This window comes from Faecalibacterium sp. Marseille-Q4896, assembly GCF_017377615.1.
GTDB lineage: Bacteria > Bacillota > Clostridia > Oscillospirales > Ruminococcaceae > Faecalibacterium > Faecalibacterium taiwanense.
The window spans coordinates 67,430-94,124 of sequence record NZ_JAFREG010000005.1 but is presented as its reverse complement, the minus strand read 5'-3'; the positions used below and the strand labels follow the sequence as shown (position 1 = coordinate 94,124).

The 26,695-nt window shown below is 57.0% G+C and carries 21 protein-coding genes; 15 read left to right on the top strand and 6 right to left on the bottom strand.

Features of this window, described 5'->3' with window-relative positions; translation table 11 throughout:
• Positions 1 to 65: 65 nt before the first annotated feature.
• The 3 genes from yidD to rpmH form a co-directional block, all read right to left on the bottom strand.
• Positions 66 to 380: a membrane protein insertion efficiency factor YidD gene (yidD, locus tag J3348_RS09815; RefSeq protein ID WP_005937122.1), complete on the bottom strand. Its 315-nt coding sequence runs from the start codon at positions 378 to 380 to the stop codon at positions 66 to 68.
• Positions 377 to 787, bottom strand: a complete 411-nt coding sequence (rnpA, locus tag J3348_RS09810) for a ribonuclease P protein component (protein WP_044953169.1) — start codon at positions 785 to 787, stop codon at positions 377 to 379. Before rnpA ends, yidD begins: the two co-directional genes overlap by 4 nt.
• Before the next feature lie 213 nt (positions 788 to 1,000).
• Positions 1,001 to 1,135 (bottom strand): 50S ribosomal protein L34, encoded by a 135-nt coding sequence (gene rpmH, locus J3348_RS09805; RefSeq protein ID WP_005924258.1) that lies wholly within the window; start codon positions 1,133 to 1,135, stop codon positions 1,001 to 1,003.
• A gap of 356 nt (positions 1,136 to 1,491) precedes the next feature.
• Between rpmH and dnaA the strand changes: the two genes are divergently transcribed.
• The 11 genes from dnaA (at position 1,492) to J3348_RS09750 (ending at position 14,682) form a co-directional block, all read left to right on the top strand.
• Complete coding sequence (gene dnaA / locus J3348_RS09800) at positions 1,492 to 2,814, top strand: chromosomal replication initiator protein DnaA (protein ID WP_005937115.1); 1,323 nt, start codon at positions 1,492 to 1,494, stop codon at positions 2,812 to 2,814.
• A gap of 396 nt (positions 2,815 to 3,210) precedes the next feature.
• A complete protein-coding gene (dnaN, locus tag J3348_RS09795) occupies positions 3,211 to 4,317 on the top strand; it encodes a DNA polymerase III subunit beta (protein WP_097776786.1) in 1,107 nt (368 codons plus the stop codon).
• Positions 4,318 to 4,329: 12 nt separating this feature from the next.
• Positions 4,330 to 4,545: an RNA-binding S4 domain-containing protein gene (locus J3348_RS09790; protein WP_005937022.1), complete on the top strand. Its 216-nt coding sequence runs from the start codon at positions 4,330 to 4,332 to the stop codon at positions 4,543 to 4,545.
• On the top strand, positions 4,545 to 5,666 hold the full coding sequence (locus J3348_RS09785) for a DNA replication/repair protein RecF (protein ID WP_120081284.1): 1,122 nt from the start codon (positions 4,545 to 4,547) through the stop codon (positions 5,664 to 5,666). Before J3348_RS09790 ends, J3348_RS09785 begins: the two co-directional genes overlap by 1 nt.
• An 82-nt stretch (positions 5,667 to 5,748) precedes the next feature.
• A complete protein-coding gene (locus tag J3348_RS09780; protein WP_005937016.1) occupies positions 5,749 to 6,006 on the top strand; it encodes a DUF370 domain-containing protein in 258 nt (85 codons plus the stop codon).
• A gap of 83 nt (positions 6,007 to 6,089) precedes the next feature.
• Positions 6,090 to 8,084 (top strand): DNA topoisomerase (ATP-hydrolyzing) subunit B, encoded by a 1,995-nt coding sequence (gyrB, locus tag J3348_RS09775; protein WP_207698876.1) that lies wholly within the window; start codon positions 6,090 to 6,092, stop codon positions 8,082 to 8,084.
• 12 nt (positions 8,085 to 8,096) lie between these two features.
• A complete protein-coding gene (gene gyrA / locus J3348_RS09770) occupies positions 8,097 to 10,679 on the top strand; it encodes a DNA gyrase subunit A (protein WP_207698875.1) in 2,583 nt (860 codons plus the stop codon).
• A 143-nt stretch (positions 10,680 to 10,822) separates the two neighbouring features.
• Positions 10,823 to 11,791, top strand: coding sequence for a glycosyltransferase family 2 protein (locus J3348_RS09765; RefSeq protein ID WP_207698874.1), 969 nt, complete (start codon positions 10,823 to 10,825; stop codon positions 11,789 to 11,791).
• 18 nt (positions 11,792 to 11,809) lie between these two features.
• The gene (locus tag J3348_RS09760; RefSeq protein ID WP_207698873.1) at positions 11,810 to 12,808 is read left to right on the top strand and encodes a glycosyltransferase family 2 protein; all 999 of its coding nucleotides are present in this window, start codon (positions 11,810 to 11,812) and stop codon (positions 12,806 to 12,808) included.
• 18 nt (positions 12,809 to 12,826) lie between these two features.
• Positions 12,827 to 13,804, top strand: a complete 978-nt coding sequence (locus tag J3348_RS09755) for a glycosyltransferase family 2 protein (RefSeq protein ID WP_207698872.1) — start codon at positions 12,827 to 12,829, stop codon at positions 13,802 to 13,804.
• A 296-nt stretch (positions 13,805 to 14,100) separates the two neighbouring features.
• Positions 14,101 to 14,682, top strand: a complete 582-nt coding sequence (locus J3348_RS09750) for a manganese efflux pump (RefSeq protein ID WP_097781063.1) — start codon at positions 14,101 to 14,103, stop codon at positions 14,680 to 14,682.
• 83 nt (positions 14,683 to 14,765) lie between these two features.
• On the opposite strand, the gene J3348_RS09745 is transcribed toward J3348_RS09750, so the two are convergent.
• From J3348_RS09745 to J3348_RS09735, 3 genes are read right to left on the bottom strand one after another with little or no spacing between them, the layout of a single operon-like run.
• Positions 14,766 to 15,443 carry a GntR family transcriptional regulator gene (locus tag J3348_RS09745; RefSeq protein ID WP_097781064.1) on the bottom strand — a complete coding sequence of 226 codons (678 nt, stop codon included), beginning with the start codon at positions 15,441 to 15,443 and terminating at the stop codon, positions 14,766 to 14,768.
• A gap of 23 nt (positions 15,444 to 15,466) precedes the next feature.
• A complete protein-coding gene (locus J3348_RS09740) occupies positions 15,467 to 16,156 on the bottom strand; it encodes an RluA family pseudouridine synthase (protein ID WP_207698871.1) in 690 nt (229 codons plus the stop codon).
• The gene (locus tag J3348_RS09735; RefSeq protein WP_005940449.1) at positions 16,153 to 16,707 is read right to left on the bottom strand and encodes an NUDIX hydrolase; all 555 of its coding nucleotides are present in this window, start codon (positions 16,705 to 16,707) and stop codon (positions 16,153 to 16,155) included. Before J3348_RS09735 ends, J3348_RS09740 begins: the two co-directional genes overlap by 4 nt.
• 765 nt (positions 16,708 to 17,472) lie before the next feature.
• On the opposite strand from J3348_RS09735, the gene nifJ reads away from it, so the two are divergent.
• The 4 genes from nifJ to J3348_RS09715 all read left to right on the top strand — a co-directional run bounded on the left by nifJ (position 17,473) and on the right by J3348_RS09715 (position 26,165).
• On the top strand, positions 17,473 to 21,018 hold the full coding sequence (gene nifJ / locus J3348_RS09730) for a pyruvate:ferredoxin (flavodoxin) oxidoreductase (RefSeq protein ID WP_207698870.1): 3,546 nt from the start codon (positions 17,473 to 17,475) through the stop codon (positions 21,016 to 21,018).
• A gap of 1,116 nt (positions 21,019 to 22,134) precedes the next feature.
• Positions 22,135 to 23,712 (top strand): magnesium transporter, encoded by a 1,578-nt coding sequence (gene mgtE / locus J3348_RS09725; RefSeq protein ID WP_207698869.1) that lies wholly within the window; start codon positions 22,135 to 22,137, stop codon positions 23,710 to 23,712.
• An 831-nt stretch (positions 23,713 to 24,543) separates the two neighbouring features.
• On the top strand, positions 24,544 to 25,188 hold the full coding sequence (locus J3348_RS09720) for a rhomboid family intramembrane serine protease (RefSeq protein ID WP_044953336.1): 645 nt from the start codon (positions 24,544 to 24,546) through the stop codon (positions 25,186 to 25,188).
• An 11-nt stretch (positions 25,189 to 25,199) separates the two neighbouring features.
• Entirely contained in the window at positions 25,200 to 26,165 is a 966-nt protein-coding gene (locus J3348_RS09715; RefSeq protein ID WP_207698868.1) for a hypothetical protein, read from the top strand.
• The last annotated feature ends 530 nt before the right edge of the window (positions 26,166 to 26,695 follow it).

Sequence of the window (26,695 nt, the reverse complement as noted above, 5' to 3'; positions counted from 1 at the left end):
ACGGGACTTGTTATTTTTATCGTAGGACACGCTGCCCACAGTGCACCGCGTCACAAGAAGCATATTTACTTTTCCACCTTTTGCTTGTGCCGTGTGGAAAACAGCTTTGCGGGCTGCAGCCGGCGGGCAGGGTTCTGCCAGCGGCCCGGCTCCGGCACCGGGTCAAAGCCCCATTTGCCGAAGGGATTGCACCGGGCGATGCGCCATGCCCCCAGCAGGATGCCCTTTACGCACCCATGGGTCATGATGGCCTGCATGGTGTAGTTGCTGCAGCTGGGCGTAAAACGGCAGCTGCGGCCGATCCATGGGCTGAGAGTGTACTGGTAGGCCCGGATGGGCACGCACAGCGCGCGGCGGCAGATGTACTGCAGGCGGTTCATGCGTCCGGCTTTTCCGCCTGTGCCCTGCGTGCCGGGGGCACGGTGGCAGGGGGCGGCGCATCCGGCCGTTTGGCCTTATCCGGCAGACCGGCCTGTGCAAACAGCTTTGCCACAACGCTGCTCAGCTGCCAGCTCTTCAGCCGCGGGGTCATACCGCGGGCTACAAAGATCAGATCATAGCCGCCGATGTTGTAGTCCAGATGCTCGTCGATGGCCGCCTTCATCACGCGGCGGGCACGGTTGCGCTGCACGGCGTGGCCGATCTTTTTGGTGGCGGTCAGACCCACACGGGTCTTTTTGCTGCGGGTCTTGAGCACATACATCACAAGACCGGGGTTCACATAGGATTTGCCGCGGGCATACACTCTGCCAAACTCGCTGTTGCGGCGGATGGGACGATAGCGCATGATTCCGCGCCTCCTTTCTGTGGCTGAGAACACGCCCCGAAGGGTGCATTCTTCAGCCAGTATATCAAAAATTTTTCGACTTTGAAAGCCCATGCGGGCATTTTTACGAAAATTCTTTCAATTTTCAAAAAAAAATAAGACCGCTAATCCAATATCAGCGGTCTTTTGTGCGCATATTCATTTCTGCGCCGGATCCCGTCATAAAAGGCCGGATCAGACAGTCAGGCTCTTGCGGCCCTTTGCACGGCGAGCATTGATGACCTTACGGCCGTTCTTGGTGCTCATGCGGGTCAGAAAGCCATGAACTTCCTTGCGCTGACGCTTCTTGGGCTGAAAAGTTCTCTTCATGGTTGTATCCTCCGTAAAAACTTATCCCCGGTATGGGGTCTGATGTGGTCCCAGATTGGGGACAGGCTTGCAATTCAACAGTATATCGCATAGTATGGCGTTCTGTCAAGCATTTTTTTCGCTTTCCTTCAAACTTTTTTGTGAAAAGATTTTCAACTTTTTCACCATTCTGCCGTGGAAAACTCTTTCGCCACAAGATATTGTGGCCCTGTTTTGCCCATGCCACAACGGCCGTGCAGGGGCTTTTTTTATGTATTATAAATTACATTATAGAAATATGGACGCACAGCGTTTTTTGTGGTATACTAACCTAGTATCAGCAGTATTGTTGAAAACTTTAACGGAGTGGATGTTTTATGGATTCTTTTAAGGACGTTTTAGAGGCCGCCCAGGCGTACTGCAAAACGCAGATGGCCGAGCCGACCTATAATCTCTATATCGACGGACTGGAGCCGATCAGCTTTGAGGATTCCAGCCACATCACCCTTTCGGTGCGCAACGACTTCATCTGCAAGATCGTGACGGACCGCTACCTTGGCCTGCTCAAGGAAGCCTTCAAGACCGTGCTGGGCTTCGACGTGGACATCACGCTGGTGGTGCCCAGCACGCCGCCGCACGAGGTGGTGCTGGCCCAGCAGTACGAGGCGAACCCCGCCTCCCCGCAGGGCAACTACGAGTTCACATTTGAAAACTTCATCAAAGGCCCTTCCAACCAGTTTGCGTTTGCTGCTGCACAGGCGGTTGCGGCCAATCCCTCCGGCGCATACAACCCGCTGTTCATCTACGGCGGCTCCGGCCTTGGCAAGACCCATCTGCTCACGGCCATCCAGACCGAGATCAAGCGCACCCACCCCGATTTCGTCATCATGTACGTTACCTGCGAGCAGTTCACCAATGAGCTGATCGCCGCCATCCGCGCCGGCAGCACCGAGGATTTCCGCATGAAGTACCGCGTGGCAGACCTGCTGCTGGTGGACGATATCCAGTTCATCGCCGGCAAGGAGTCCACGCAGGAGGAGTTCTTCCACACCTTCAACTCCCTGCACGATGCCCACAAGCAGATCGTCATTGCCTCCGACCGCCCGGCCAAGGAGATCAAAAGTCTGGAAGAGCGTCTGCGCACCCGCTTTGAGTGGGGCCTGACCGCCGATGTGCAGCCGCCGGATTTTGAGACCCGCGTGGCCATCGTCAAGCGCAAGGCAGAGCTTTTGCATCTGGACCTGCCCGAGGATGTGGCCGAGTTCATTGCCAACCACCTGAAGAACAACATCCGCCAGCTGGAAGGCGCTGTAAAAAAACTGAACGCCTACTACATGCTGGAGGGCATCCAGCCGGTCATCAGTGTGGCCCAGAATGCCATCAAGGACATCCTCAACGAGACCCAGCCGGTGCCCGTGACCATCGAGAAGATCATCGGCGAGGTGTCCCGCACCTTCAACGTCTCCCCTGCCGACATCCGCGGCACCAAGCGCAACGCCAACGTTGCCTCTGCCCGCCGTGTGGCCATCTACATCCTGCGCGAGGTCACCGGCATGAGCATGGAAGAGATCGGCCGTGAATTCTCCGGCCGTGACCACTCCACCATCGTCTACTCCCTCAAGACCATGGAGCGGGACATGAAGAACGACCAACACCTGCGCGAGACCGTGAGCGACATCATCAAGAACGTGAAGGCCTGACCGCAGAAATCGTGCAAAAGTCGTACTCATTTATGGGTGAAACCCCAAAATATGGGGAGAAAACGGAACAAAACGGGGAAAAAGAACCTATATCTTGTGGTAAAAACGCAAACCTTTCCACACTTTCCACAGAGTTTTCAACATTCAACCTCCGTTCTCCACATGGTCTGTGGAAAGAAAGACCTATCCCAACCTTTCCACGATCCATTCACAACACATTCACAACCCCGTGGAAACCAAAACCCCCGCATTCCGACAAGGCTTTTCGGGGTTTTCCACAAGTTCCCCACCCCCTACTACGGTTACTACAACAAGTTCAATAAGATAGACCGGTTCTGAAACTGTTTTCAAACACAAAGCAACATCAGAAACGAAAAAAAAAGGAGAGAATTCAGTTTGAACATCGTATGTGATAAAGTTCTGCTGAGCGCAGCCATCGATGGTGTGTCCAAAGCCGTCACCATGCGTTCTGCCATCCCCGTGCTGGAAGGTATCCTGCTGAAAGCCGAAGGCTTCCAGCTCAACCTCACCGGCTACGATCTGGAAATGGGCATCGTAACCACCATCGAAGCCAATGTCAAGGAAGCCGGCGAGGTGGTGCTGAATGCAAAGCTGCTCAGCAGCATGATCAGCCGGATGCCCGCCGGTCAGGTCAGCATCCTCTCTGCCGAGAACGGCAAGACCACCATCCAGAGCGGCGTAGTCCAGTTCGAAATCCAGTCCATGCCGGCCAACGATTTCCCGGAGCTGCCCAATACCGGAGCGGAAGAGACCCTGACCATCAAGACCGGCGTACTGAAAGATATGATCGATCGTACGTTATATGCTGTCAGTCAGGACGAGAAAAAGCCCGCTCACACCGGTGAGCTGTTCGAGATCCTGCCCGACAAGCTGACTGTGGTGGCACTGGACGGCTACCGTCTGGCCATCGTGGAACGCCCGGTGACAGCGGTAAAGGATATCCGCATCATCGTGCCCAGCAAGACCATGACCGAGGTCGCTCACCTGCTGCCCAACGACGACGAAGAGCCGGTGCACATCAGCGCCAACCGCCGCTATGTGGTCTTTATGGCCGGCGGCTACACCATCATGAGCCGTCTGATCGAGGGCGAGTTCCTCAACTACCGCAACGTGATCCCCGCCGACAGCCGCACCCGCGTGACCATCGACACCAAGGAATTCATCGAGACCATCGAGCGTGCTTCGCTGATTATTACAGAGCGTTTAAAAAATCCTCTCCGCATCTCCTTTACAGAGGGTAGAGTCGTGGTGCGCTGCCAGACCAACCTTGGCCGCGTGGTGGACGAGTTCAACGCCGACTGCGAGGGCGACGAAGTGGAGATCGGCTTCAACAACCGTTATCTGCTGGATGCGCTGCGCAACGCCCGCACCGAGAAGGTCCGCATGGAGATCAGCGGCCCTCTGAGCCCGGTCAAGGTGCTGCCTGCCGAGGGCAACGACTTTTTGTATCTGGTGCTGCCGGTGCGCTTCAAGAACGATTAAGAGGGCGAAATTATGCAGAAAATTCTCATCCATACGGAATTTATCAAGCTGGATGCCCTGCTGAAATATGCAGGCCTGTGCGAGACCGGCGGCGAAGCCAAGGAGCTGGTGCAGGGCGGTGCCGTGAAGGTGAACGGCGAGGTGTGCACCATGCGCGGCAAGAAGTGCCGTGCCGGTGATGTGATCGAGCTGGACGGCCAGACCGTGGAAGTGGGTCAGGGCCAGTAATGCGTCTGCTTTCACTGGAAGTTGCGAATTACCGCAATATTGCGGCAGCGCAGCTGGAACCTGGCCGGGAGCTGACCGTGATCTGCGGCAACAACGGTCAGGGCAAAACGAACCTGCTGGAGGCCATCTGGCTGCTGACCGGCGGCAAAAGCTTCCGGGGCGGCAAGGATGCCGAGCTTGTGCGCCGTGGAGAAACATTCGCGGTACTGGAGGCCGTCACCCAGCGCACCCGGCAGGAGGATCAGGAACCGGACGAACCGGCAAATGTGCGCATTACGGTGGGCACGCCGGATGCACAGCGCCCCGGCCGGTATGCATCGGTCAACGGCTCTCCGCCCAAGCGGGCGGCGGGCCTTGCGGGCAGCTTTCCGGCTGTGGTGTTCGACCCCGGGCACCTGAGCCTTGTAAAAGGTGCACCGGAAGGACGGCGGCGGTTTCTGGATGCGGCGCTGTGCCAGCTGTACCCCGGCTACCTTGCCACCTATCGTCGCTATGTGCGGGCATTGCAGCAGAAAAACGCGCTTCTGCGTCATTCCGCAGGCGGCACGGAGCGCCCGTGGGCAGAAAAATGCGCCCTGCTGGAAGTGCTGAACGTGGAGCTTGCAGCGCAGGGCGAGGCCATCCAGAAGCGGCGGCGGGAATATCTGGCCCTGCTCACACCGCTGGCCTGCGCCAACTATGCCGAGCTTTCCCACGGGGCAGAGCGCATGGCGATGCGGTATGCCGCCCAGTTTGAGCCGGGCGGGCTTTCCGCACTTTTGAAGCAGCGCCAGAACGAAGAGCTGCGCGCCGGGCAGAGCCTGTGCGGCATCCACCGCGAGGACGTTGAGCTGCTGCTGGACGACCAGCCCGCAAAGGTGTTTGCAAGTCAGGGACAGCAGCGTAGCGTGGTGCTGAGTCTGAAAATGGCCGAAGCGGCTGCCGCTGCCCGGATCACCGGAGAGCACCCGGTGCTCCTGCTGGACGATGTGCTCAGCGAGCTGGACGAGGGCCGCAAGCAGTATCTGCTCACCCGCATGAAGGAAAAGCAGACATTCGTGACCAGCTGCGATGATACCGCGTTCCTGAAAACGGACGGCGAAGTGTACCGCATGAACGGCGGTGTGCTGAGCAAAGCATGAAGAAATGATGCAAAAGTACATGCAGCTGCCGGTGAATAAACGGCGTTTTATGCATGAACTGCCAGAATGAGGAAAATACTGTATGTATATTCATCTGGGCCGTGACTACGTGCTGAATGACCGGGACATTATCGGCATCTTCAATCTGGAAACCACCACCATCACTCCCCGGGGCCGGGAGTTTCTGAACTACGCTCAGAAGAACGGCGCGGTGGTGAGCCTTTCGGACGAGCTGCCCCAGAGCTATGTTCTGGCAGACGGGGCCGTGGTGGACACGGTGTATCTTTCGGAGCTGTCGCCTGCTGCCATGCGGCGCAGAGCCGAAAAAATGATCGAGTAAACCAGCCAACAGGCGGAGAATATGCTCTGCTTTTACGATAGATCGAACAAAAATGCAAACATTGAACAAAAGGGAGAAAGGAAATGGCAGAAGAAATCATTACCAGCACAAATGCCGAAACCGCTACCGACCATGAGTATAATGCCAGCGAGATCCAGGTCCTGAAGGGTCTGGAGGCGGTGCGCAAGCGCCCGGGCATGTATATCGGCTCCACCGGCGAGCGCGGCCTGCATCATCTGGTCTACGAGATCGTGGACAACGCCATCGATGAAGCACTGGCCGGCTACTGCGACCACATCGAGGTCAAGATCCTGAAAGACAACATCATTCAGGTCACGGATAACGGCCGCGGCATCCCTGTGGACATTCAGGCCGACCCCGGCCTGCCCGCCGTCACCGTCGTTTACACCATCCTGCACGCCGGCGGCAAGTTCGGCGGCGAGAACTCCGGCTACAAGGTGGCCGGCGGCCTGCACGGCGTGGGCGCTTCGGTGGTCAACGCCTGCTCCGAGTGGCTCACCGTCAACGTGCGCCGCGACGGCCACGAGTACGAGCAGACCTTCCGCCGCGGCGACCCGGACGGCCCGCTCAAGTGCATCGGCACCGTAGCCGACGGCGTTACCGGCACCCGGGTCACCTTCAAGCCGGACCCGGAGATGTTCCGGGATACCACCGTGTACGACTTCGACACGCTGGAAAAGCGCCTGCGGGAAGAAAGCTTCCTGAACGCCGGTGTCAAGATCACTCTGACCGACGAGCGTGAGATGTACACTCCCGTACTGGAGGACGGCAAGGAGGGTGAACCCTGCTACCGCACCGAGGTCATGTGCTACGAGGGCGGCATCAAGAGCTTCGTCACCTATCTGGGCGAGAAGCGCAAGCTGGACGTGCTGCACCCCAATGTGATCTACCTCAAGGGCCAGACCGACCGCGGCATGGCAGAGATCGCACTGCAGTATAATTCCAGCTACAACGAGCTGCTGCTGAGCTTTGCCAACAACGTCAACACCCCGGACGGCGGCACCCACGAGGAGGGCTTCAAGAACAGCCTGACCCGCGTGTTCAATGATTACGGCCGCAGCCACGGCCTGCTGAAGGATAAGGACGAGAACCTGTCCGGTGCGGACGTGCGCGAGGGCCTGATCTGCGTGATCTCTGTCAAGCTGCAGGAGGCGGAGTTTGAGGGCCAGACCAAGGCAAAGCTGGGTAATACCGAGATCCGCACCCTTGTTTCCAACATGGTCTACTCCAAGCTGATGGAATTCTTTGAGGAGAACCCCGGCGTGGCAAAGGCCATCTTTGAAAAGGCCACCCAGGCCGCCCGCGCCCGCGCCGCTGCCAAAAAGGCCCGCGAACTGGTGCGCCGCAAGAGCGCATTGGAGACCAGCCGGATGCCCGGCAAGCTGGCAGACTGCCGCGAAAAAGACCCCAGCCGCACCGAAATCTTCATCGTCGAGGGCGATTCTGCAGGCGGTTCCGCCAAGATGGGCCGTGATTCTGCCATTCAGGCCATCCTGCCGCTGTGGGGCAAGATGCTGAACGTGGAAAAGGCCCGCGCCGATAAAATTTACGGCAACGACAAGCTGATGCCCGTTGTGCTGGCATTGGGCTGTGGCATTGGTGACGAGTTCGATATCTCCAAGCTGCGCTACGATAAAGTGTTCATCATGGCCGATGCCGATGTGGATGGCTCCCACATCTGCACCCTGATGCTCACCTTCTTCTTCCGCTATATGCGCCCGCTCATTGAGCAGGGCCATGTGTATGTGGCCCAGCCGCCTCTGTTCAAGGTGCAGAAGGGCAACACCATCAAGTACGCCTACAACGATGCCGAAATGGCTGTGCTTTCGCAGGAAATGCCCGGCGCAAAGGTGAACCGCTATAAGGGCCTTGGTGAGATGAACCCCGAACAGCTGTGGGAGACCACTATGAACCCCGATAACCGCGTGATCGTGCAGATCACCATTGACGATGCCGAGAAGGCCGATGAAGCCTTTACCATCCTGATGGGCGATCAGGTGGAGCCGCGCCGCCGCTTTATCGAGACCAACGCCCAGTACGCAAAGCTGGACGTGTAATTGGAGGAAACAATGGAAGAAGATTATGTGATGATACCGGGCAGCGGAACCAAAAAGATCATCCGCGATGTGAAAAAGGAGATCGAGACCGCATTCCTGGACTACTCCATGTCGGTCATCGTGTCCCGCGCCCTGCCCGATGTGCGCGACGGTTTGAAGCCTGTTCACCGCCGCATTCTGTACACCATGCACGAGCGCGGCAACGACCCCAGCCATCCCTACCGCAAATCCGCCGACACCGTTGGTGCGGTGCTGGGCTCCTACCATCCCCACGGCGACGCATCGGTCTACGATGCCATGGTCCGTCTGGCACAGGACTTCTCTCTGCGCTATCCGCTGGTGGATGGTCAGGGTAACTTTGGTTCTGTGGATGGCGACCCCCCGGCTGCCTACCGTTACACCGAGGCCCGCATGAGCCGCATGGCGGTGGAGATGCTGACCGATATCGAGAAGGACACCATCGACTGGGACCCCAACTTTGACGAGACCAAGAAGGAACCCAGCGTGCTGCCCTGCCGCTTCCCCAACCTGCTGGTCAACGGCAGTCAGGGCATTGCGGTCGGCATGGCCACCAACATCCCGCCCCACAACCTGAGCGAGGTCATTGACGGCTGCATCGCCTATATCGACGATCCGGACATCGACCTGCCCGGCCTGATGGAATACATCAAGGGCCCGGACTTCCCCACTGCCGGCATCATCATGGGCCGCAGCGGCATCCGCGCCGCCTACGCCACCGGCCGGGGCAAGATCACCCTGCGGGGCCGCGCCACCATCGAGGAGACCAAGAACGGCCGTACCCAGATCATCATTACGGAGATCCCGTATATGGTCAACAAGGCCCGCCTCATCGAGAACATGGCCGACCTTGTCAAGGAGAAGCGCATCGAGGGCATCACCGGCCTGAACGATGAGACCAACCGCAAGGGCATGCGCATCGTGGTGGACATCCGCAAGGACGCCAATGCACAGGTCATCCTGAACCAGCTGTACCAGTACACCCAGCTGCAGGATACCGTGGGCGTTATCATGCTGGCCATCGACCACAAGGTGCCGAAAGTCCTCACCCTGAAGCAGATGCTTCAGAAGTACGTTGAATTTCAGGACGAGGTGGTGCGCCGCCGCACCCAGTACGACCTGAAAAAGGCCAAGGAGCGCGCCCACATTCTGGAGGGCCTGAAGAAGGCCACCGATATCGTGGACGAGCTGATCGCCACCATCCGCGCCTGCAAGGGCGGCATGGCAGAGGCCAAGGCTGCCATCATGGAGCAGTTCGGCTTTGACGACCCGCAGGCAGATGCCATCGTCAAGCTGCAGCTGGGCCGTCTGGCAGGCCTTGAGATCCTGAAGATTGAGGAAGAGCTTACCGGCCTGCAGGCCAAGATCGAGAACTGGGAGGCCATTCTGGCCGATGACGCCCGTGTGCTTGCCATCGTCAAGGAAGAGCTGCTGGAAATGAAGAAGCGCTTCGGCGACGAGCGCCGCACCGAGATCCAGTCCGTGACCGGTGAGGTGGATATCGAGGATCTGATCGCCGAGGAGCAGTGTGTCTACACCCTGACCGAGGCCGGCTATATCAAGCGCCAGCTCAAGGCCACCTATCAGGCACAGCGCCGCGGCGGACGCGGCATCTCCGGCATGACCCGCAAGGAAGAGGACATCGTGCAGGAAATGTTCGTAGGCTCCACCCACGACTATGTGCTCTTTGTCACCGACCGGGGCCGTCTGTTCCGCATCAAGGGCTACACCATTGCCGAGGGCAGCCGCACCAGCAAGGGCAGCAACATCGTCAACCTGCTGCAACTGGCCGAGGGCGAAAAGGTCACCAACATGATCTGCCAGTCGAAGGAAGCCGACACCGAGGGCGGCTTTGTGACCATGGTCACGAAGCAGGGCCTCATCAAGCGCACCCCGCTGGAACAGTATGCTAACATCCGTAAGTCCGGCCTGATCGGCATTGCCCTGAACGAGGGCGACGCTCTGGCATGGACTCGCCTGACCTCCGGCCACGATATGCTCATCGTTGCCACCCGCAACGGTCAGGCCATCCGCTTCAACGAAGCCGATGCACGTCCCATGGGCCGCAGCGGCCACGGCGTGCGCGCCATCCGTCTGGCCGAGGGCGATGAAGTTGTGGGCGTGTGCATCTGCCGCGAGGGCGGCACGGTGCTCACCGTCACCGAGAACGGCAAGGGCCGCCGGTCGGACATCGACACCTACCGCATCACCGCACGCGGCGGCAAGGGCATCCGCAACTACGATGCCGCCAAGGATAAGGTGGCTGCGGTCAAGATCGTGGACGACGTGGATGATGTGCTGCTGAGCAGTCAGGAGGGCATCATCATCCGTCTGCACGCCAACGAGATCCCGCTGCAGAGCCGCTACGGCTCCGGCGTGCGGGTGATGCGCTTGGGTGAGAACGACAAGGTGATGGTACTTGCCCGCACCGACCACGACGACGAGGCCCAGACCGAGCAGATCGACACCTCCGATGCCGATGCCGAACCCACCGCAGAGCAGCTTGCCGCCATGGAAGCTGCAGATGCCGCCGCCGCTGCAGAAGCCCCGGAAGCAGACGATAAGGGCGAAGAGTAAACCTTGAAAACACAATAAGATTTGAAAGAAGCCGCCGCGCAGAGATTTCTGTACGGCGGCTTCTTTTCAAATCCATCCAAACCATGTATAATAGAAATAGCGTGTGAGGAATAAAAATAAACACAGAAAGTGGTTTAAGGAACATGACAGAGCAAAAAAAATCCCCGGAGATCAGCATCATCGTGCCGGTGTATAAGGTGGAAAAATACCTGAACGAATGCATTGATTCCATTCTGGCACAGACCTTTACGGATTTTGAGCTGATCCTGGTGGACGATGGCTCCCCGGATAACTGCCCTGCCCTGTGCGATGCTGCGGCAGAAAAAGACAGCCGCGTGCGGGTGATCCACCAGCAGAATAAGGGGCTGAGCGGGGCAAGAAATGCCGGAATTAATGTTGCACGGGGAAATTGGCTTGGCTTTGTGGATTCAGATGATATGATCGACCCTACCTTCTGTGAAAAAATGCTTCATGCTGCAGTGCAGGCTGGGGCGGAAATGGCTGTGTGCAATATTCTGCGCATGAAAGAAAATAAAGCACTGGACAGTTATCAGGAACATTGTTTAAAAGACGAAGTTCTCTCAAGAGAAGAAATCGTTCACCGTATCCAGCTGTCACCGTTCTATATGGTAATGACACGACTGTGCCGTCGCGAAGTATTTGAGAAAATTCGTTTTCCAGAAGGAAAAAATTATGAAGATGCATTCACTGCACCGGAAATTTTGGAATGGGTAAACAAAGCAGCTTGTGTGGCGGAGCCTCTTTATCAATATCGGCTGCGTTCGGGAAGCATTATGCACGCGGCTGTAACCCTGAAAAATCTGGAAGAAGTCCATGCAAACTATGCGCTGTTTCAGTATACAATGAAATACCGAAAATATGATGAAGCCTGCCTGCAGTATACAGTTACAAAGCGCATCTTCCGTAAACTCAAGAGAAAACTGTCACAGGAAGAACGCAAAAGCGAACAGGTGCAGCAGGCTGCCGCCTGTGTGGCAAAAGCAAAGGACGAGTTGAGCCGCGCAGGCGGTTTTACGCTGCGTAATCAACTGGAAACTGCTCTGTGTGTTCTGAATCCAAAATGGTTCTTTGCGTATAAATATGGGGCATGACAGCGGAAGGAAAATACTGTGAGTGAAAGAACAGAAAGTGGAAGACCGGAAATCAGCATCATCGTGCCAGTGTATCAGGTGGAAAAATATCTGAATGAGTGCATTGATTCCATCCTCGCTCAGACCTTTACAGATTTTGAACTGATCCTTGTGGACGATGGCTCACCGGACAACTGTCCTGCCCTGTGCGATGCAGCAGCAAAAAGGGACAGCCGCGTGCGGGTGATCCATAAGCAAAATGGCGGTGTAAGCACAGCCCGCAATGCGGGTCTGGATGCAGCACAGGGAAATTGGATCGCATTTGTGGATTCGGATGATACAGCAGCACCAGAATATCTGGAAAAAATGCATAAGGCAGCGCTGGAAACGGGTGCAGATTTTGCAATCTGCAGCAGTCAGTGCATTGATGAAACGGGCAAAACGCTTGCAGGCGGAGAACATCGCCTTTTGAATGAGTTTTTGCCGCAGGAGGAAGTTCTGCGCCGGATGGTGGTGTCGGATTTTCAGGTTCCGTGGAATAAGCTTTATCGCCGAAAACTGCTGGAAAATCTGCGCTATCCAGAAAACAAGGCGTTTGAAGATACCTGTCTCATGCCGGTCATTTACGCAAGAGCGGCTTCTGCCTGCGGTGTATGGGATTTTTTATACAATTACCGCATCGTTACCGGCAGTGCCATGCACCGCAAGACTACCTTGAAAACACTGGACTGGGTGGAAGCATGGTACCGCCTGTTTGATGTGCTGTACCAAAACGGCATCCGGGATGCTTTGTGTGCAGCCTATCGCCCGATTTTGACTGCCGTGTGGGACATCTGGCTGCACCTGACACCGGAAGAGCGCAAAAGCCCCCGGATGAAGGAAGCCTTTGCGTATGAGCGTACAGCCCGCCATCGGCTGATGCAAGCCCGCGGCGTAACACTAAAAAATTTGTGGGCGGCAGTGGTCTGCGCTGCATCGGCCTGCAGTTATCTGGATCTATGCCGCAAAAGGGCGGAAAGACGGCAGAAAACGACCTGAAGCAATGAGGAGTTTATTGTGCAGGAACAACATAAAAAACAGCCGGAGATCAGCATCATCGTGCCGGTATATAAGACAGAGCGTTTTCTGAGCGCCTGCATCTCTTCCATCCTTGCCCAGACCTTCACGGATTTTGAGCTGATCCTGGTGGACGATGGCTCTCCGGACAGCTGCCCTGCTTTGTGCGATGCCGCAGCGGCAAAGGACAGCCGCATCCGGGTCATCCACCAGAAGAATCGTGGCCTGAGCGGGGCACGCAATGCCGGGCTGGACGCGGCAGAGGGCGAATGGATCGCCTTTGTGGATTCAGACGACACCATCATGCCGGACTTCTGCGCAAAGCTTTACCATGCGGCGCAGGAGGCCGGTGCACAGATGGCCGTGTGCAATTACCGGCAGGTGGACGAAGCCCTGACCCCCATCCGGGAGCAGTATCTGCATGTACGGCGGGAGGTGCTGACCCCGGAGCAGGCGTTGGAGCACAGCACCCTTCTGCCCTACATGGTGGTGTGGAACAAGCTGTACCACCGCAGCATTTTTGCGCAGCTGCGCTTTGCAGAGGGAAAGCTGAACGAGGACACCCTGCTGATCGCCTACGCCTACGAAAAAGCGGACAGAATCGCGAATATCCCGGATGCGCTGTACCTTTACCGCAAGGTGGCGGGCAGCATCGTCAACAGCAAAGTCACCCTGCGCAATCTCGACCGTGTGGAAGCAAACTATACCGTGTTCGAGTGCGTCCGCCGCCATGGCATCACGGGTTCGCTGTGTGAGCTGTACTGGGCACTGCTGCACTCCCTGATCGATGTGGGAATGCACCTGACCGCCGAAGAGCGCCGGAGTGCCCGGATGCAGCAGGCGCGGGAGTACGAGCGCTGCGCCCGCCGGGCCTTGCGTCAGGAACATGCTGTTACCCTGAGAGCACTGGGCAACACCCTGTGTTTTATTATTTCACAGGACTGGTATTTTGCCCGCCGATGGAAAAATACCGTGTAACCGCGCAGGTTTGTCTGGACTTCCCTGCAAAGATATGCTACAATGGCAAAACAATCACAAATACCCGTGGGGGAGTAGCAGGCGCTTTTGCAGGGCGCAGCAAGTCAACATGATGACCGTTGGTTCCGGTCTGGCTTGCTTTCATTTGCGAGACTCATGTGTTTTTGGCGCATAGAACAGCGCCCGTGCACATGGAGTTGGTTTCAAAAAAATCACCCGGTCCCGGACGTACATGTGCGCCCGGGACCGGGTTTTGTATTGCCCGATATTCTGGTCAGATTCAGGAGGCAGACAATATGGAATGGAGCTTTGTATTTTTCCTCAACAGTGCCCTGCTGGGCGTGGGCCTTGCAATGGATGCGTTCTCGGTGTCTATGGCAAACGGCCTGCACGACCCCCGCATGAGCAGGGGAACCATGTGCAGGATCGCGGGCACCTTTGCCCTTTTTCAGGCCGTGATGCCCATGACGGGCTGGGTGTGCGTGCACACCATTGTGGAGCTGTTCTCTTCGTTTGAAAAGTTCATCCCGTGGATCGCACTGGCACTGCTGGGCTACATCGGCGGCAAGATGCTGGTGGATGGCATCAAGGGCGAAGAGGCCGAAGAGGCCGCAGAGCTGAGTGCGGGTGCACTGCTCATGCAGGGCGTGGCTACCAGCATTGATGCGCTTTCGGTGGGCTTCACCATTTCGGAATACGGCTGGCTGATGGCACTTGCGGCATCGCTCATCATTGCGGTGGTCACCTTCTTTATCTGCATGGCGGGCCTGCGCATCGGCAAAAAGTTTGGCACCAAGCTCTCCGGCAAGGCATCCATTCTGGGCGGCATCATCCTCATTGGCATAGGTCTGGAAATTTTTATTTCCGGGGTGTTCTGAAATTCAGACAGCATAAAGCAAAAGGGCACGGCGCTGCAATGCGCTGTGCCCTTTCGTTTTATAAAATGTTCCACATAGAACAATTACTTTTCCGGCTCAAAATAATCGGCATATTCCTCGGTCAGCTTGGAGCCAAGCCGCCGGATGCCGCCGTACAGGTGCCGTTCCACCAACGGCTCAAAGGCGGCAAGGTCGCACCGCTCGATGGCGTTCATCAGGTTGCGGTGGTCTGCGATCACCTCGGCAAGACCGCCGGTGGTCATGGTGTCCAGCATCCGGAAGCGGCTGTAGTCGGCGTGGGCGTTCTGCAGGGTGCTCCACAGGTACATTTTATCCATGGCCGCAAACCATGTCCCGTGCAGGGCACGGTCGGCCTCGTACAGCTTGTTGTAATCCGGGCTCTCCATGGCCGCAAGGGCCTCGTAGGCTTCCACCCGCCTGCGGATCAACGCCCGCTGCTCCGGGGTGCACCGGGGCGAAAAATCCCGCAATACGCGGGCTTCCACGGCGGTGCGCTCGTAGATCAGCTCGTCCACGATGCGGCGGTTCAGCCGGGTAACGGTGGTGCCCTTGTAAGGCACGATCTTTACCAGCCCGTTTTCCTGCAGCTTCTGCAGCACCACCCGGATCAGGGTGCGCGGTGCGCCAAAGCGGGCACAGAGCGGATTTTCGCTCAGCGAAGAGCCGGGGCGGATGGTCAGGTCAATGATTTCCCGCTCCAGCACAGCATAGATCTCAGCATCAGTTTTGTATTGTTCCATACCTCTCACCTAATGGAAATGCATTATTCTTCAAACGGTTTCCAGAACGCACCCTCCGGCAGCGGCAGCGTGAATGCCATGGGCTTTCCGGTCTCCGGGTGCAAAAACTGCAGGCCACAGCTCTGCAGGGCAATGCTGCCTTTTACGCGGCTTCCGTATTTGCCGTCTCCGGCCAGCGGATGCTTCCGGGATGCAAACTGCACCCGGATCTGATGGGTGCGGCCGGTGTGCAGCGTGATCTCAGCAAGGCTCATCTCTCCTGCCGTTTTCACGATGCGGTATTCCAGCACGGCTTCCCGTACGCCCTTGCGGGGGCGGCTGACCGGGAACACCCGGCCCCGGCGGCTGTCCTTGAACAGCCAGTCCCGCAGGGTGCCTTCGGCGGACAGTGCTTCGTCCGGCCCGCCTGCAATGACGGCACGGTACTGCTTGATGAACTGCGGCACTTCCGGCTTCCCTTCGGCCCTGCCATCCTGCACAGCGTAGGCGTTCTGGCTCTGGGTGATCTGACGGCTGAGTGCGGCCGCAGCCCCGGGCGTTCTGGCAAACACCATCAGGCCGGACACACCCGTGTCCAACCGGTGCACCACGCCTACAAAGGCATCCGGCTGGCCCCACAGCTGCCGCAGGGCTGCGGGCACGCCCTCTTCGCTGGAAAGTCCGGCGGGCTTGTCCAGCACCACAAGGGCGGCATCTTCGTACAGGATATTCACAGCCTGCCCTCGGCGATCAGGGCCTTGAGCTTCAGGATACCGGCAATGGTCTTGCCGTCCCGGATCTCGCCGCTCATGACCATCTCATAAGCTTTATCCAGCGGCACACGGTCGGGGGTCAGGAATTCATCGGCATCCAGATGCATCTGGGTCTTGTGCAGGCCGGTGGCGACCCATGTATAGATCACTTCGGTGTCATAGCCCACGGTGGGGAAAAACTGGCCCAGAGAGATATAATTGTCCGCGGTCAGGCCGCACTCCTCGCCCAGCTCCCTCTTGGCGGCTTCAAAGGGGTCCTCACCCTTTTCCAGCTTGCCGGCAGGCAGCTCCCACAGCTCCTGCTGCATGGCGTAGCGGAACTGGCGCACCATGCAGATGGTGCCGTCCTCAAAATAGGGCAGAATGCACGCACCGCCGTGGTGATGCACCACTTCGCGTTCGGCGGTCTTGCCGTTTTCCAGCAGAGCAGTGTCTTTTGTCAGGGTGATCACCCGGCCCTCGAAGAGCACCTCACTGGTGAGTGTTTTTTCGTAATGCACGGTCTTCTCCATTTTATTACCCTCTTTGCCCGGCACAGCACCGGTTTTCTATGGCTTCAGTTTACGGCAAAATGAGGTTTGTTGTCAATAAAGAGATGATAAATATAAGAGGATGGGACGATTTGAAATGCGCGCCGCGTTTGCTTTGCGCATAATCAGCGGAAAGAATATTTATAATTTCGCAATTCTGGAAAATCTGCGGAGCTTGTCGGGGCAAAGCCCCTCCATCTGCTAACGCAGACCGCTCTGCCGCTTGAAAGCCCCACTGGGGCTTTCATTGCTACACAAACGCGGATTTTCCAGAATTGCCTTTTCACAGGAGGGGTCGTAACGGAAAGCAGCATTTGCAGGGCCGCTGCGGGAAACGAACCCTCTCAGGCTCACTGCGTTCGCCAGCTCCCCCGAAAGGGGGAGCTTTTTGTATCTTCTGGTCAGCACAAATAAAGCTCCCCCTTTGGGGGAGCTGGCACGGCGCAAGCCGTGACTGAGAGGGCTCCCTCCCCTTTTTGCAAAAAAATTACAGGATCTGGCAAAGCAGGCAGGCCAAAACCGGAAAATCCGCGCCATTGCTCACTTTAACGAACTAAAGACGTACAAAAGCGCTAAAAAAATTTCTTTATTTTTGGTGCGTTTGTTGAGCGGTTTGCGTTTACTTTATGGGCGGAATTTGCTATTATAGTATACAAGCAATAGTGCCTTTATGGGGTTCTCCGGTCCCATGTGGGGCATATTGCCCCGCGCAAAAGGTACCAAATTCTGAATAATGGAGGAAGAAAAATGCCTAGAGCAAAGCAAACTATGGATGGCAATACCGCTGCCGCCCATGTAGCGTATGCCTACACGGACGTGGCTGCCATCTACCCCATTACCCCGTCTTCTCCGATGGCTGACTCTGTGGACCAGTGGTCCGCAGCTGGCCAGAAGAACATCTTCGGCAATCAGGTCAAGGTCGTCGAGATGGAATCTGAGGCCGGCGCTGCTGGCGCTGTGCACGGCTCTCTGGGTGCAGGTGCTGTTACCACCACCTTCACCGCTTCTCAGGGCCTGCTGCTGATGATCCCCAACATGTACAAGATCGCTGCTGAGCAGCTGCCCTGCGTGTTCGATGTTTCTGCACGTACCGTTGCTACTCAGTCCCTGAACATCTTTGGTGATCACAGCGACGTTATGGCATGCCGTCAGACCGGCTTTGCAATGCTGGTCGAGAGCAGCGTGCAGGAAGTCATGGATCTGTCCCCTGTCGCACATCTGTGCGCCATCGAGGGCAAGGTTCCCTTCCTGAACTTCTTCGATGGCTTCCGTACTTCTCATGAGTACCAGAAGATCGAGAAGTGGGATTACGCCGATCTGAAGGAAATGTGCAACATGGAGGCTGTGGAGGAGTTCCGTAAGAAGGCTCTGAATCCCGAGCACCCCAAGATGCGCGGCTCCCACGAGAACGGCGACGTGTTCTTCCAGCATCGTGAGGCATGCAACAGCGTTTACAACGCTCTGCCTGCTGTTGTTGAGAAGTACATGGCCAAGATCAACGCAAAGCTGGGCACCAACTACGATCTGTTCAACTACTACGGCGCACCCGATGCTGACCGTGTGATCGTGGCTATGGGCTCCATCTGCGACGTTGCTGATGAGGTCATCGACTACCTGAACGCCAAGGGCGAGAAGGTCGGTATCGTCAAGGTCCGCCTGTACCGTCCCTGGGTCTCCGCTTCCCTGCTGAAGGTCCTGCCCAAGACCGCCAAGAAGGTGGCTGTGCTGGACCGCACCAAGGAGCCCGGCTCTCTGGGCGAGCCCCTGTACCTGGATGTTGCCGCTACCCTGCGTGAGGCTGGCCTGAACGATGTCGTTCTGACCGGCGGCCGTTACGGTCTGGGCAGCAAGGATACCCCGCCGTCCTCCATCTTTGCTCTGTTCAAGGAGCTGGAGAAGGATCAGCCCAAGGAGCGCTTCACTCTGGGTATCACCGATGACGTCACCTTCCTGTCTCTGCCGGAAGTCAAGCCCGCTCCCATCACCGCAGCTGCTGGCACCAAGGAGTGCAAGTTCTGGGGTCTGGGCGGCGACGGTACTGTCGGTGCTAACAAGAACTCCGTCAAGATCATCGGCGACCATACCGACAAGTATGTTCAGGCATACTTCCAGTATGACTCCAAGAAGACCGGCGGCGTGACCATCAGCCATCTGCGTTTCGGCGACAAGCCCATCCGCAGCCCCTACTACATCAACCAGGCTGATTTCGTGGCCTGCCACAACCCCGCTTACATCCACATGGGCATGAAGATGGTCCAGGATGTCAAGCCCGGCGGCGTGTTCATGATCAACTGCCAGTGGTCCGATGAGGAGCTGGGCCAGCACCTGAACGCCGAGGCAAAGAAGTATATCGCTGACAACAACATCCAGCTGTATACCATCAATGCTATCGATAAGGCTATCGAGATCGGCATGGGCAAGCGCACCAACACCATCCTGCAGTCTGCATTCTTCAAGCTGGCTGACGTCATGCCCATCGAGGATGCCGTCAACTTCATGAAGCAGGCAGCTCAGAAGAGCTACGGCAAGAAGGGCCAGGACGTCGTTGAGATGAACTGGAAGGCTATCGATGCAGGCGTTGACGCCATCCACAAGGTGGACGTGCCCGCATCCTGGTCCAACCCCGAGGCTGATCCCGCACCCAAGGCTCTCACCGGCCGTCCGGAGCTGGTCAAGCAGATCCGCGATGTCATGGAGCCCATTGCCCGTATGGACGGCGACAGCCTGCCTGTCTCTTCCTTCGTGGCAAATGCAAACGGCGAGTGGGAGCAGGGCGCTTCTGCATACGAGAAGCGCGGCACCGCTGTCAACGTCCCCGAGTGGGATGCTGCAAAGTGCGTTGGCTGTAACCAGTGTGCATTCGTCTGCTCTCATGCTACCATCCGTCCCTTCCAGCTGACCGCCGACGAGCTGGCAGCTGCTCCTGCACAGACCAAGAGCCGCGACAACAAGCCCGCAAACGAGTACAAGTTTGTTATGGCTGTGTCTCCTCTGGACTGCATGGGCTGCGGCGAGTGCGTCACCGTCTGCCCCACCAAGGCTATCACCATGGTGCCGCAGGACAGCCAGGCCGATCAGCAGGCAGTGTTCGACTACTGCGTGGCCAACATCTCCAAGAAGCCTTCCAAGTTTGCTGACGATACCGTCATCGGTTCTCAGTTCAACCAGCCGCTGCTGGAGTTCTCTGGCTCCTGCGCAGGCTGTGCCGAGACTTCTTACGCTCGCCTGATCACTCAGCTGTTCGGCGAGAAGATGTACATCTCCAACGCTACCGGCTGCTCCTCCATCTGGGGCGGCACCGCTTCCATCTCTCCGTACACCGTCAACAAGGACAGCGGCCATGGTCCTGCATGGTGCAACTCCCTGTTCGAGGATAACGCAGAGCATGGTCTGGGCCTGTACATCGGCCAGAAGACCGTCCGCGAGAACCTGATCAAGGAGATCGCAGAGGTTGCTGGTTCCGACAAGGCTTCTGCTGAGCTGAAGGCTGCCTTTGAGAAGTTCCTGGAGACCAAGAACAACACCAAGGCCAACGACGAGCCCGCAAAGGCCCTGATCGCTGAGCTGGAGAAGGCTGCTGCTGCCGGCTGCGAGAAGTCTGCAGAGATCCTGAAGAGCAAGCAGTTCATCGCCAAGAAGTCCGTCTGGATCTTCGGCGGCGACGGCTGGGCATACGACATCGGCTTCGGTGGTCTGGACCACGTTCTGGCTTCCGGCGAGGATGTCAACGTGATGGTCTTCGATACTGAGATGTACTCCAACACCGGTGGACAGGCATCCAAGGCTTCCAACATTGGTGAAGTCTGCCAGTTCGCTGCTGCTGGTAAGGAAATCAGCAAGAAGAGCCTGTCCGAGATCGCTATGACCTACGGTTACATCTATGTTGCTCAGATCGCACTGGGTGCTAACCCGGCTCAGGCTGTCAAGGCCATCGCTGAGGCTGAGGCTTACCCCGGCCCGTCTCTGATCATCGGCTACGCTCCCTGCGAGCTGCACGGTGTCAAGGGCGGCATGACCAACTGCCAGAACGAGATGAAGAAGGCAGTTGAGGCCGGTTACTGGAACCTGTTCACCTTCAACCCGGCAAACAAGGCTCAGGGCAAGAATCCGTTCACCCTGACCTCCAAGGCTGTGGATAACGAGAAGTATCAGGCACTGCTGTCTAACGAGACCCGTTACAGCCGCCTGACTCGTGCATTCCCCGACCGTGCTAAGGAGCTGTTCGCACGCAACCAGCAGGTTGCTAACGACCGCTACGAGCACCTGACCCGTCTGGTCGACCTGTACAAGTAAGCATTCTTCTGCGCTTTGGATGCAGATATTTGCGGCACCTTAGCCCCACAATGCAAGAGGGCGGCTGCCCCGTACCGGCGGTTACTGCGCAATGCAGCGGTACGAAGCGGAGAAACGCATCCATCCATGCAGGTGATGTGCTGAAGTACAGCATTCGCCATACGAGTTCTATCTGATTTCACTTCCCGGGCGGTGTTTTGTTCCGTGCGAAGCACCGCAGCGGGATATGAGATACCAAAGCGCCCGCGAGGGTCCTTGAAAGCACACCCCGCGTGTGTCAGGAGCATAAGGTCTGCTTGCAGATACCTTGCTCCGCCTGCTGCATAAGACCTGCTTTGCAGGGATCTTGCCGCAGTAAAAAACGAACTTCGTTTTAGCGCCCCGTTCACCGCAAGGTGACCGGGGCGTATTTTTTGTGTAAAAGAGAAGCGGCTGCTGTGATCTGGCATCACAACAGCCGCTTTTACAGTTCCATTTTAGCATGTGAAAAAACGAAGGTCAATCAAAAAATGTTATCACAAAATCTTCCAAAAGATACCATTCCCTTTTTACAGTTTCTTCATAGCTTCTTAACGAATTCAATTGTGAAAGCTGTTATACTTTTGCCATGGGAAGCGGGGCCGCAACCGCTTACCCAAGTAACATGATTCCTCCTCACACCAAGGCAATATCCAAACAAAACACCCTTTTTCGTGTGCCGCAACACGGAAGAGGGTGTTTTGTTTTGCAAAATTCTGGTAAATCGGTGGTTTAGGGTTGACCCCGTTTTTTTGCGGCGCTATAATAAAAATGAATATGAAAACTTGGAGGTGAACGCAGGAAAATGGACCCGGATCATAGTCGAAGTAGAACCACCGGCGCGGTGGATCAGAAAACAAAAACAACTGCGTTTTCCCCAACCGTTCGCCTCCTTCGCTGAGCCTTGCGGAAAAGCACCGCTTCAACGGTGCATCTTTCCGCAAAACAGAGCAGAGGAAGGCGCGGCTTTGTGTGCGCAGAATGCAGCGTTTGCGGCATTCCGGCAGGCAAGGCGGCGCGTTTTTTGTTTCCCGATCTGCTGCGTCCTCCGGATACAGGAGCTGCTCCTGTTCCGTAAAAACTGAGGAGGTACGCCCAATGGATATGGAAGAAAAGAAGCTGACGGCTGATGCTGCGGAACAGGCGCTGCCGGTGCAGGAGCTGCCTGCTGATATCCCCGCCGAGGTCCGCCAGAAGCTGGCTGAAGATCTGAACGAGGAAGCTACTGAAGACCTCAAGCAGGACATGCGCGAGGCCGAAAAAGAGGAAGCCAACGACGAAGAGGTCAGGGCCAACCCTGAGATGCTCACCAAGAGCCGCCTGCTCAAGCTGCTCATCAAGAAGCAGTACGTCAAGCTGCGCGAAGTGACCGAGGAAGAGCAGCCTGCCGACCTTGCCGAGCTGCTGGAAGAGCTGGACGAAAACAACCGCCTTGTGGTGTTCCGCCTGCTCAAAAAGGAAGTGGCCACCGAGGCCTTTGCCTATATGTCCGACGAAGCCCGCGACGATCTGGTGAACGCCTTCTCAGATGTGGAGCTTGTGGGCGCTATTGAAGAGATGAGTCTGGACGATGCCGCCGATCTGCTGGAGGATATGCCCGCAGGCGTGGTGAAGCGGGTGCTGGAGAAATCCTCCAAGCAGACCCGTGAGAGCCTGAACAAGCTGCTGAACTACCCCGAAAGCTCTGCCGGCAGCCTGATGACCCCCGAATATGTCCGTCTGCGCGAGGATATGACCGTGGCGCAGGCTTTTGAAGCCATCCGCAAGCAGGGCGAAAACGCAGAGACCGTGTACACCTGCTACGTGGTGGAGCGCAACCGCCTGAAGGGCGTTGTTTCTGCCCGCAGCCTGCTGCTGTCAGAGCCGCATACTCCCATCAACGAGATCATGGATGATAACGTGGTCACTGTGAAAGTGACCGACGATCAGGAGTACGTGGCCCGTGAGATGCAGCGCTACGACTTTACCGCCATGCCTGTTCTGGACAACGAGGGCATGTTCGTGGGTATCATCACCATCGACGATGCAATCGACGTTCTGACCGACGAGAGCACCGAGGATATGCAGAAGATGGCTGCTATTCTGCCGGACGACGATGCCACCACCTACTTCGGCACCAGCGTCTGGACCCACGCAAAGCAGCGCATTCCATGGCTGTTGATCCTGATGCTGTCCGCCACCTTTACCGGCATGGTCACCACCCACTATGAGGAGGCCTTTGTCAGCCTGCCGCTGCTGGTCTCCTTCATGCCCATGCTGATGGATACCGCCGGCAACTGCGGCAACCAGATCAGCACCCTGATGGTGCGTGGTCTGGCTCTGGGCGAGGTGGAGCCCGCCGACTTTGTGCGGGTGCTGGGCAAGGAGCTGCGGGTGTCTGCCATCGTGGGTGCGGTGCTGGGCATCGTGAACGGCCTGCGCATCTACCTGATGTACACCTTCCTGTTCCCCGGCCAGTATGCTAACGTGATGGGCTATGCCATCGTGGTCAGCGTTTCGCTGTTCTTCAGCGTCATTCTGGCAAAGCTGGTGGGCGGTATGCTGCCGCTGGCAGCCAAGAAGCTGGGTGCCGACCCGGCCATCATGGCTACCCCCTTCATCACCACCATCGTGGATGCCTGCAGCCTGATCCTGTATTTCCAGATCGCACAGCTGGTGTTCCACAATATGATGTAAATAATAAAGCAATGCCGGACGGTCTTGAAGTGACTGCCCGGCATTTTTATAGGACGAACCCTCTCAGTCGTCGCTGCGCGATGCCAACTCCCTCAGTCAAAACCTGACGGTTTTGCCAGCTCTCTCAAAGAGGGAGCCTCTGGCGCGCCGCAAGCTCTGCACTTTAGCCGGAAACTTTTCCGTACTGCCAAAGGCCCCATCCCAGAGGGGGCTGTCGAGCGCAGCGAGACTGGGGGAGTTTGCTCCCGGCGCGCCCGCGAGCAGCAGCTTTTTCCGGTGTGGAAAACTGCATGTTTCCCCGCCTTTTCCACACGGAAAAACGGCAGCGGCCCGGTGTTGAAAACTTGTGACCGGTTCATTCCAGATTGGAGAAAAATAAATCGCCGCTCAGGAACGGTTTGTAGAATGCAAAGAAAATCCTTCGACTTTCTTTTTTATAAAAGGCAGAATGCCCGCATTTTTGCCCAAAACTTACCAGAAAGCTGCGGCCTGAATTACGGTGTGTATAGGGCTGATGCCCTTTTGTTGTGGAAAACCCAGTGGAAAAAGTGGAAAACTTCATGGAAAACTCGCCCTTTTCTTCACAAAAACGGTGGAAAACCCGGTGGAAAAAGTGAAAAGTTCATTCCAGACAGGAAACTCCATACACTTTCCGGTTGTGCTTTTGTGCCGCAAGATCCGCTTGACAGCTGTATTTTTGGGCGGAAGATGCGGCAGTTTTCCACACTGTGGCATTGCCTTGAATGCCCCGGCCAATCATGGTACAATAACAGCAGAAAAATGCGGCAAAACTCACCGATATCGGAATACAATGCGTTGGAGGCACCCTATATGAACAATTGGCTCAACCAGCTGGAGCGCAAATACGGCCGCTTCGGCATCCCGAATCTGACCAACATTCTGGTGGGCGGGCAGATCCTTGTGCTGGCCATCGAGCTGTTTGTCAACCAGACCGTCAGTGTCTGGCTGGCACTCAGCCGCTATTTTCTGCTGCGCGGCCAGATCTGGCGCATTATCACCTTTGCGTTCATCCCCTCTTACGGCGGCAGCATCCTCAGCGCGGTGCTGGGCATCTATTTCACATGGTTCATCGGCACGGCGCTGGAACAGGAGTGGGGCGATTTCCGCTATACGGTGTATCTGCTCTCCGGGATGCTGGGCACTGTGCTGGCCTGTCTGCTCACCGGCGTGACCGGCAGCACCTACTGCCTGTCCCTTTCGCTGCTGCTGGCCTTTGCCATGCTGTACCCGGAGGTGCAGGTGCTGCTGTTCTTTGTCATCCCCATCCGGGTAAAATACTTTGGCTTTTTTGCGGCAGCACTGTGGGTGCTCAGCTTTCTGGGCGCGCCGCTGCCGCAAAAGCTGAGCCTGCTGCTCAGCATGGCGAACGTCTGGCTGTTCTTTGGCCCGATGGCCTATCGTTCCGTCCGCGCATGGGTACGCCGTGAGCAGTGGAAGCGGAGAAACAGAAGGTAAGGAGAAACACCATGATGCTGGACCGCATGGAGGGCAATGCAGAACTGAAAAGCAGCGTGCAGCTGATGCTGGCAGCCCGCCGCCTGACCCACAGCGTGCTGCTGGTGGGTGAAGAGGGCCTTGGAGCCGGTTTTGCGGCCCGCTGCATTGCGGCAGATTATCTTTACCCTGCAGGCGGAGCGCCCGCTGAGGCCCTTCTGCGGGGCGAATGCTGCCGTGCTGTGGGTAAGCCTGGCGACCGCGACAGCGGCCATGTGGAGACCGGCATCGTGCGTGAAGCAATCAGCGTTTCCGGTATGGGCGCAGGCGGCAAATATCTGGTCAGTCAGGTCAAGGCTATGCGCAGCGAGATCTTCAACACCAGCCTTTCGGCCGAGGGCCGTGCCGTGCTGCTCTACCATGTGGAAAAGATGAACGAGGAATCTGCCAATGCCTTGCTGAAGGTGATGGAAGAGCCGCCGGAGGGGGTGCTGTTCCTGCTTACGGCGGATTCGCTGGCAGGCGTGCTGCCCACCATCCGCAGCCGCTGCGTCAGCTTTGCAGTGGCTCCTGTCTCGCCGGAGCAGTGCGCCCACTACTGCGCCGCACAGGGGGTGGACAAAAAGACGGCCGCGCTGTACAGCGAACTGTTCGATGGTCACATTGGCACGGTGCTTGCCGCCGCACAGGACGAAGCCCGCACCGCGCAGGTGGAAAAGGCCCTGCAGCTGGCAAAGGCCGCTGCCGACCGTGACAGCTATGCCGCAGCCTGCCTGCTGGCCGCCTACGAAAAGGACAAGGCCGGCGCCGCCGCCCTGCTGACAGACTTCCGTGCGGTGGCGGCAGCGGGCCTGCGGCAAAGCCCCCACGCACCGGTGCAGGGCATTGCCGCCCAGCGTGCCCTGCGGCTGGCCGAAGCCGCCATCCAGCGCCTTGGCGCGCAGGTGAACCCTAAAATCGTGCTCAGCGTGTTTGCGGCAAAGTTCCGCGCGCTGTAATGCAAAAAGAAAAACCGGAAGAGCATTGTGCCCTTCCGGTTTTTAGCATCATGATTTTTATTCAATAGTGGGGTCATCGTAGATGGGCTGATATTTAAAGGTGGCCGTTTTCCGCCCAGTTTCAGCTCAACCGTAAAAACGCCTCTGACATTGAGGGAAGTCGTATTCACCGGGCCAAGGTCAATATAGATAGGAAAAGTTTTACGATCACCTTTGGCAACGGTTACGGAAGAAACATACTTGAAACCGGTTCCGGCGCTGTTCAGGCCAAAATTGCCCAGACTGCACACTTTCAGACCAGATTCGGTAGTACCATTATGTTTGCAGGTAAAATTACTGGTAGAAATCGTAACGGAAGAATCTGTGTTATAGGAGTTATCAATAGAAAGACCGGTGTAAAGATAATTATGCCGCCATCCGTCCGATTCGTAAGTAGTACGGGAGACCCAAGTGCCAGTCAGCGGCCCCATATCCACATAGGTGCTGCCCAATGTAGCAAAAGTACCGGTGTCAATGGTGGGCAGGGTCGG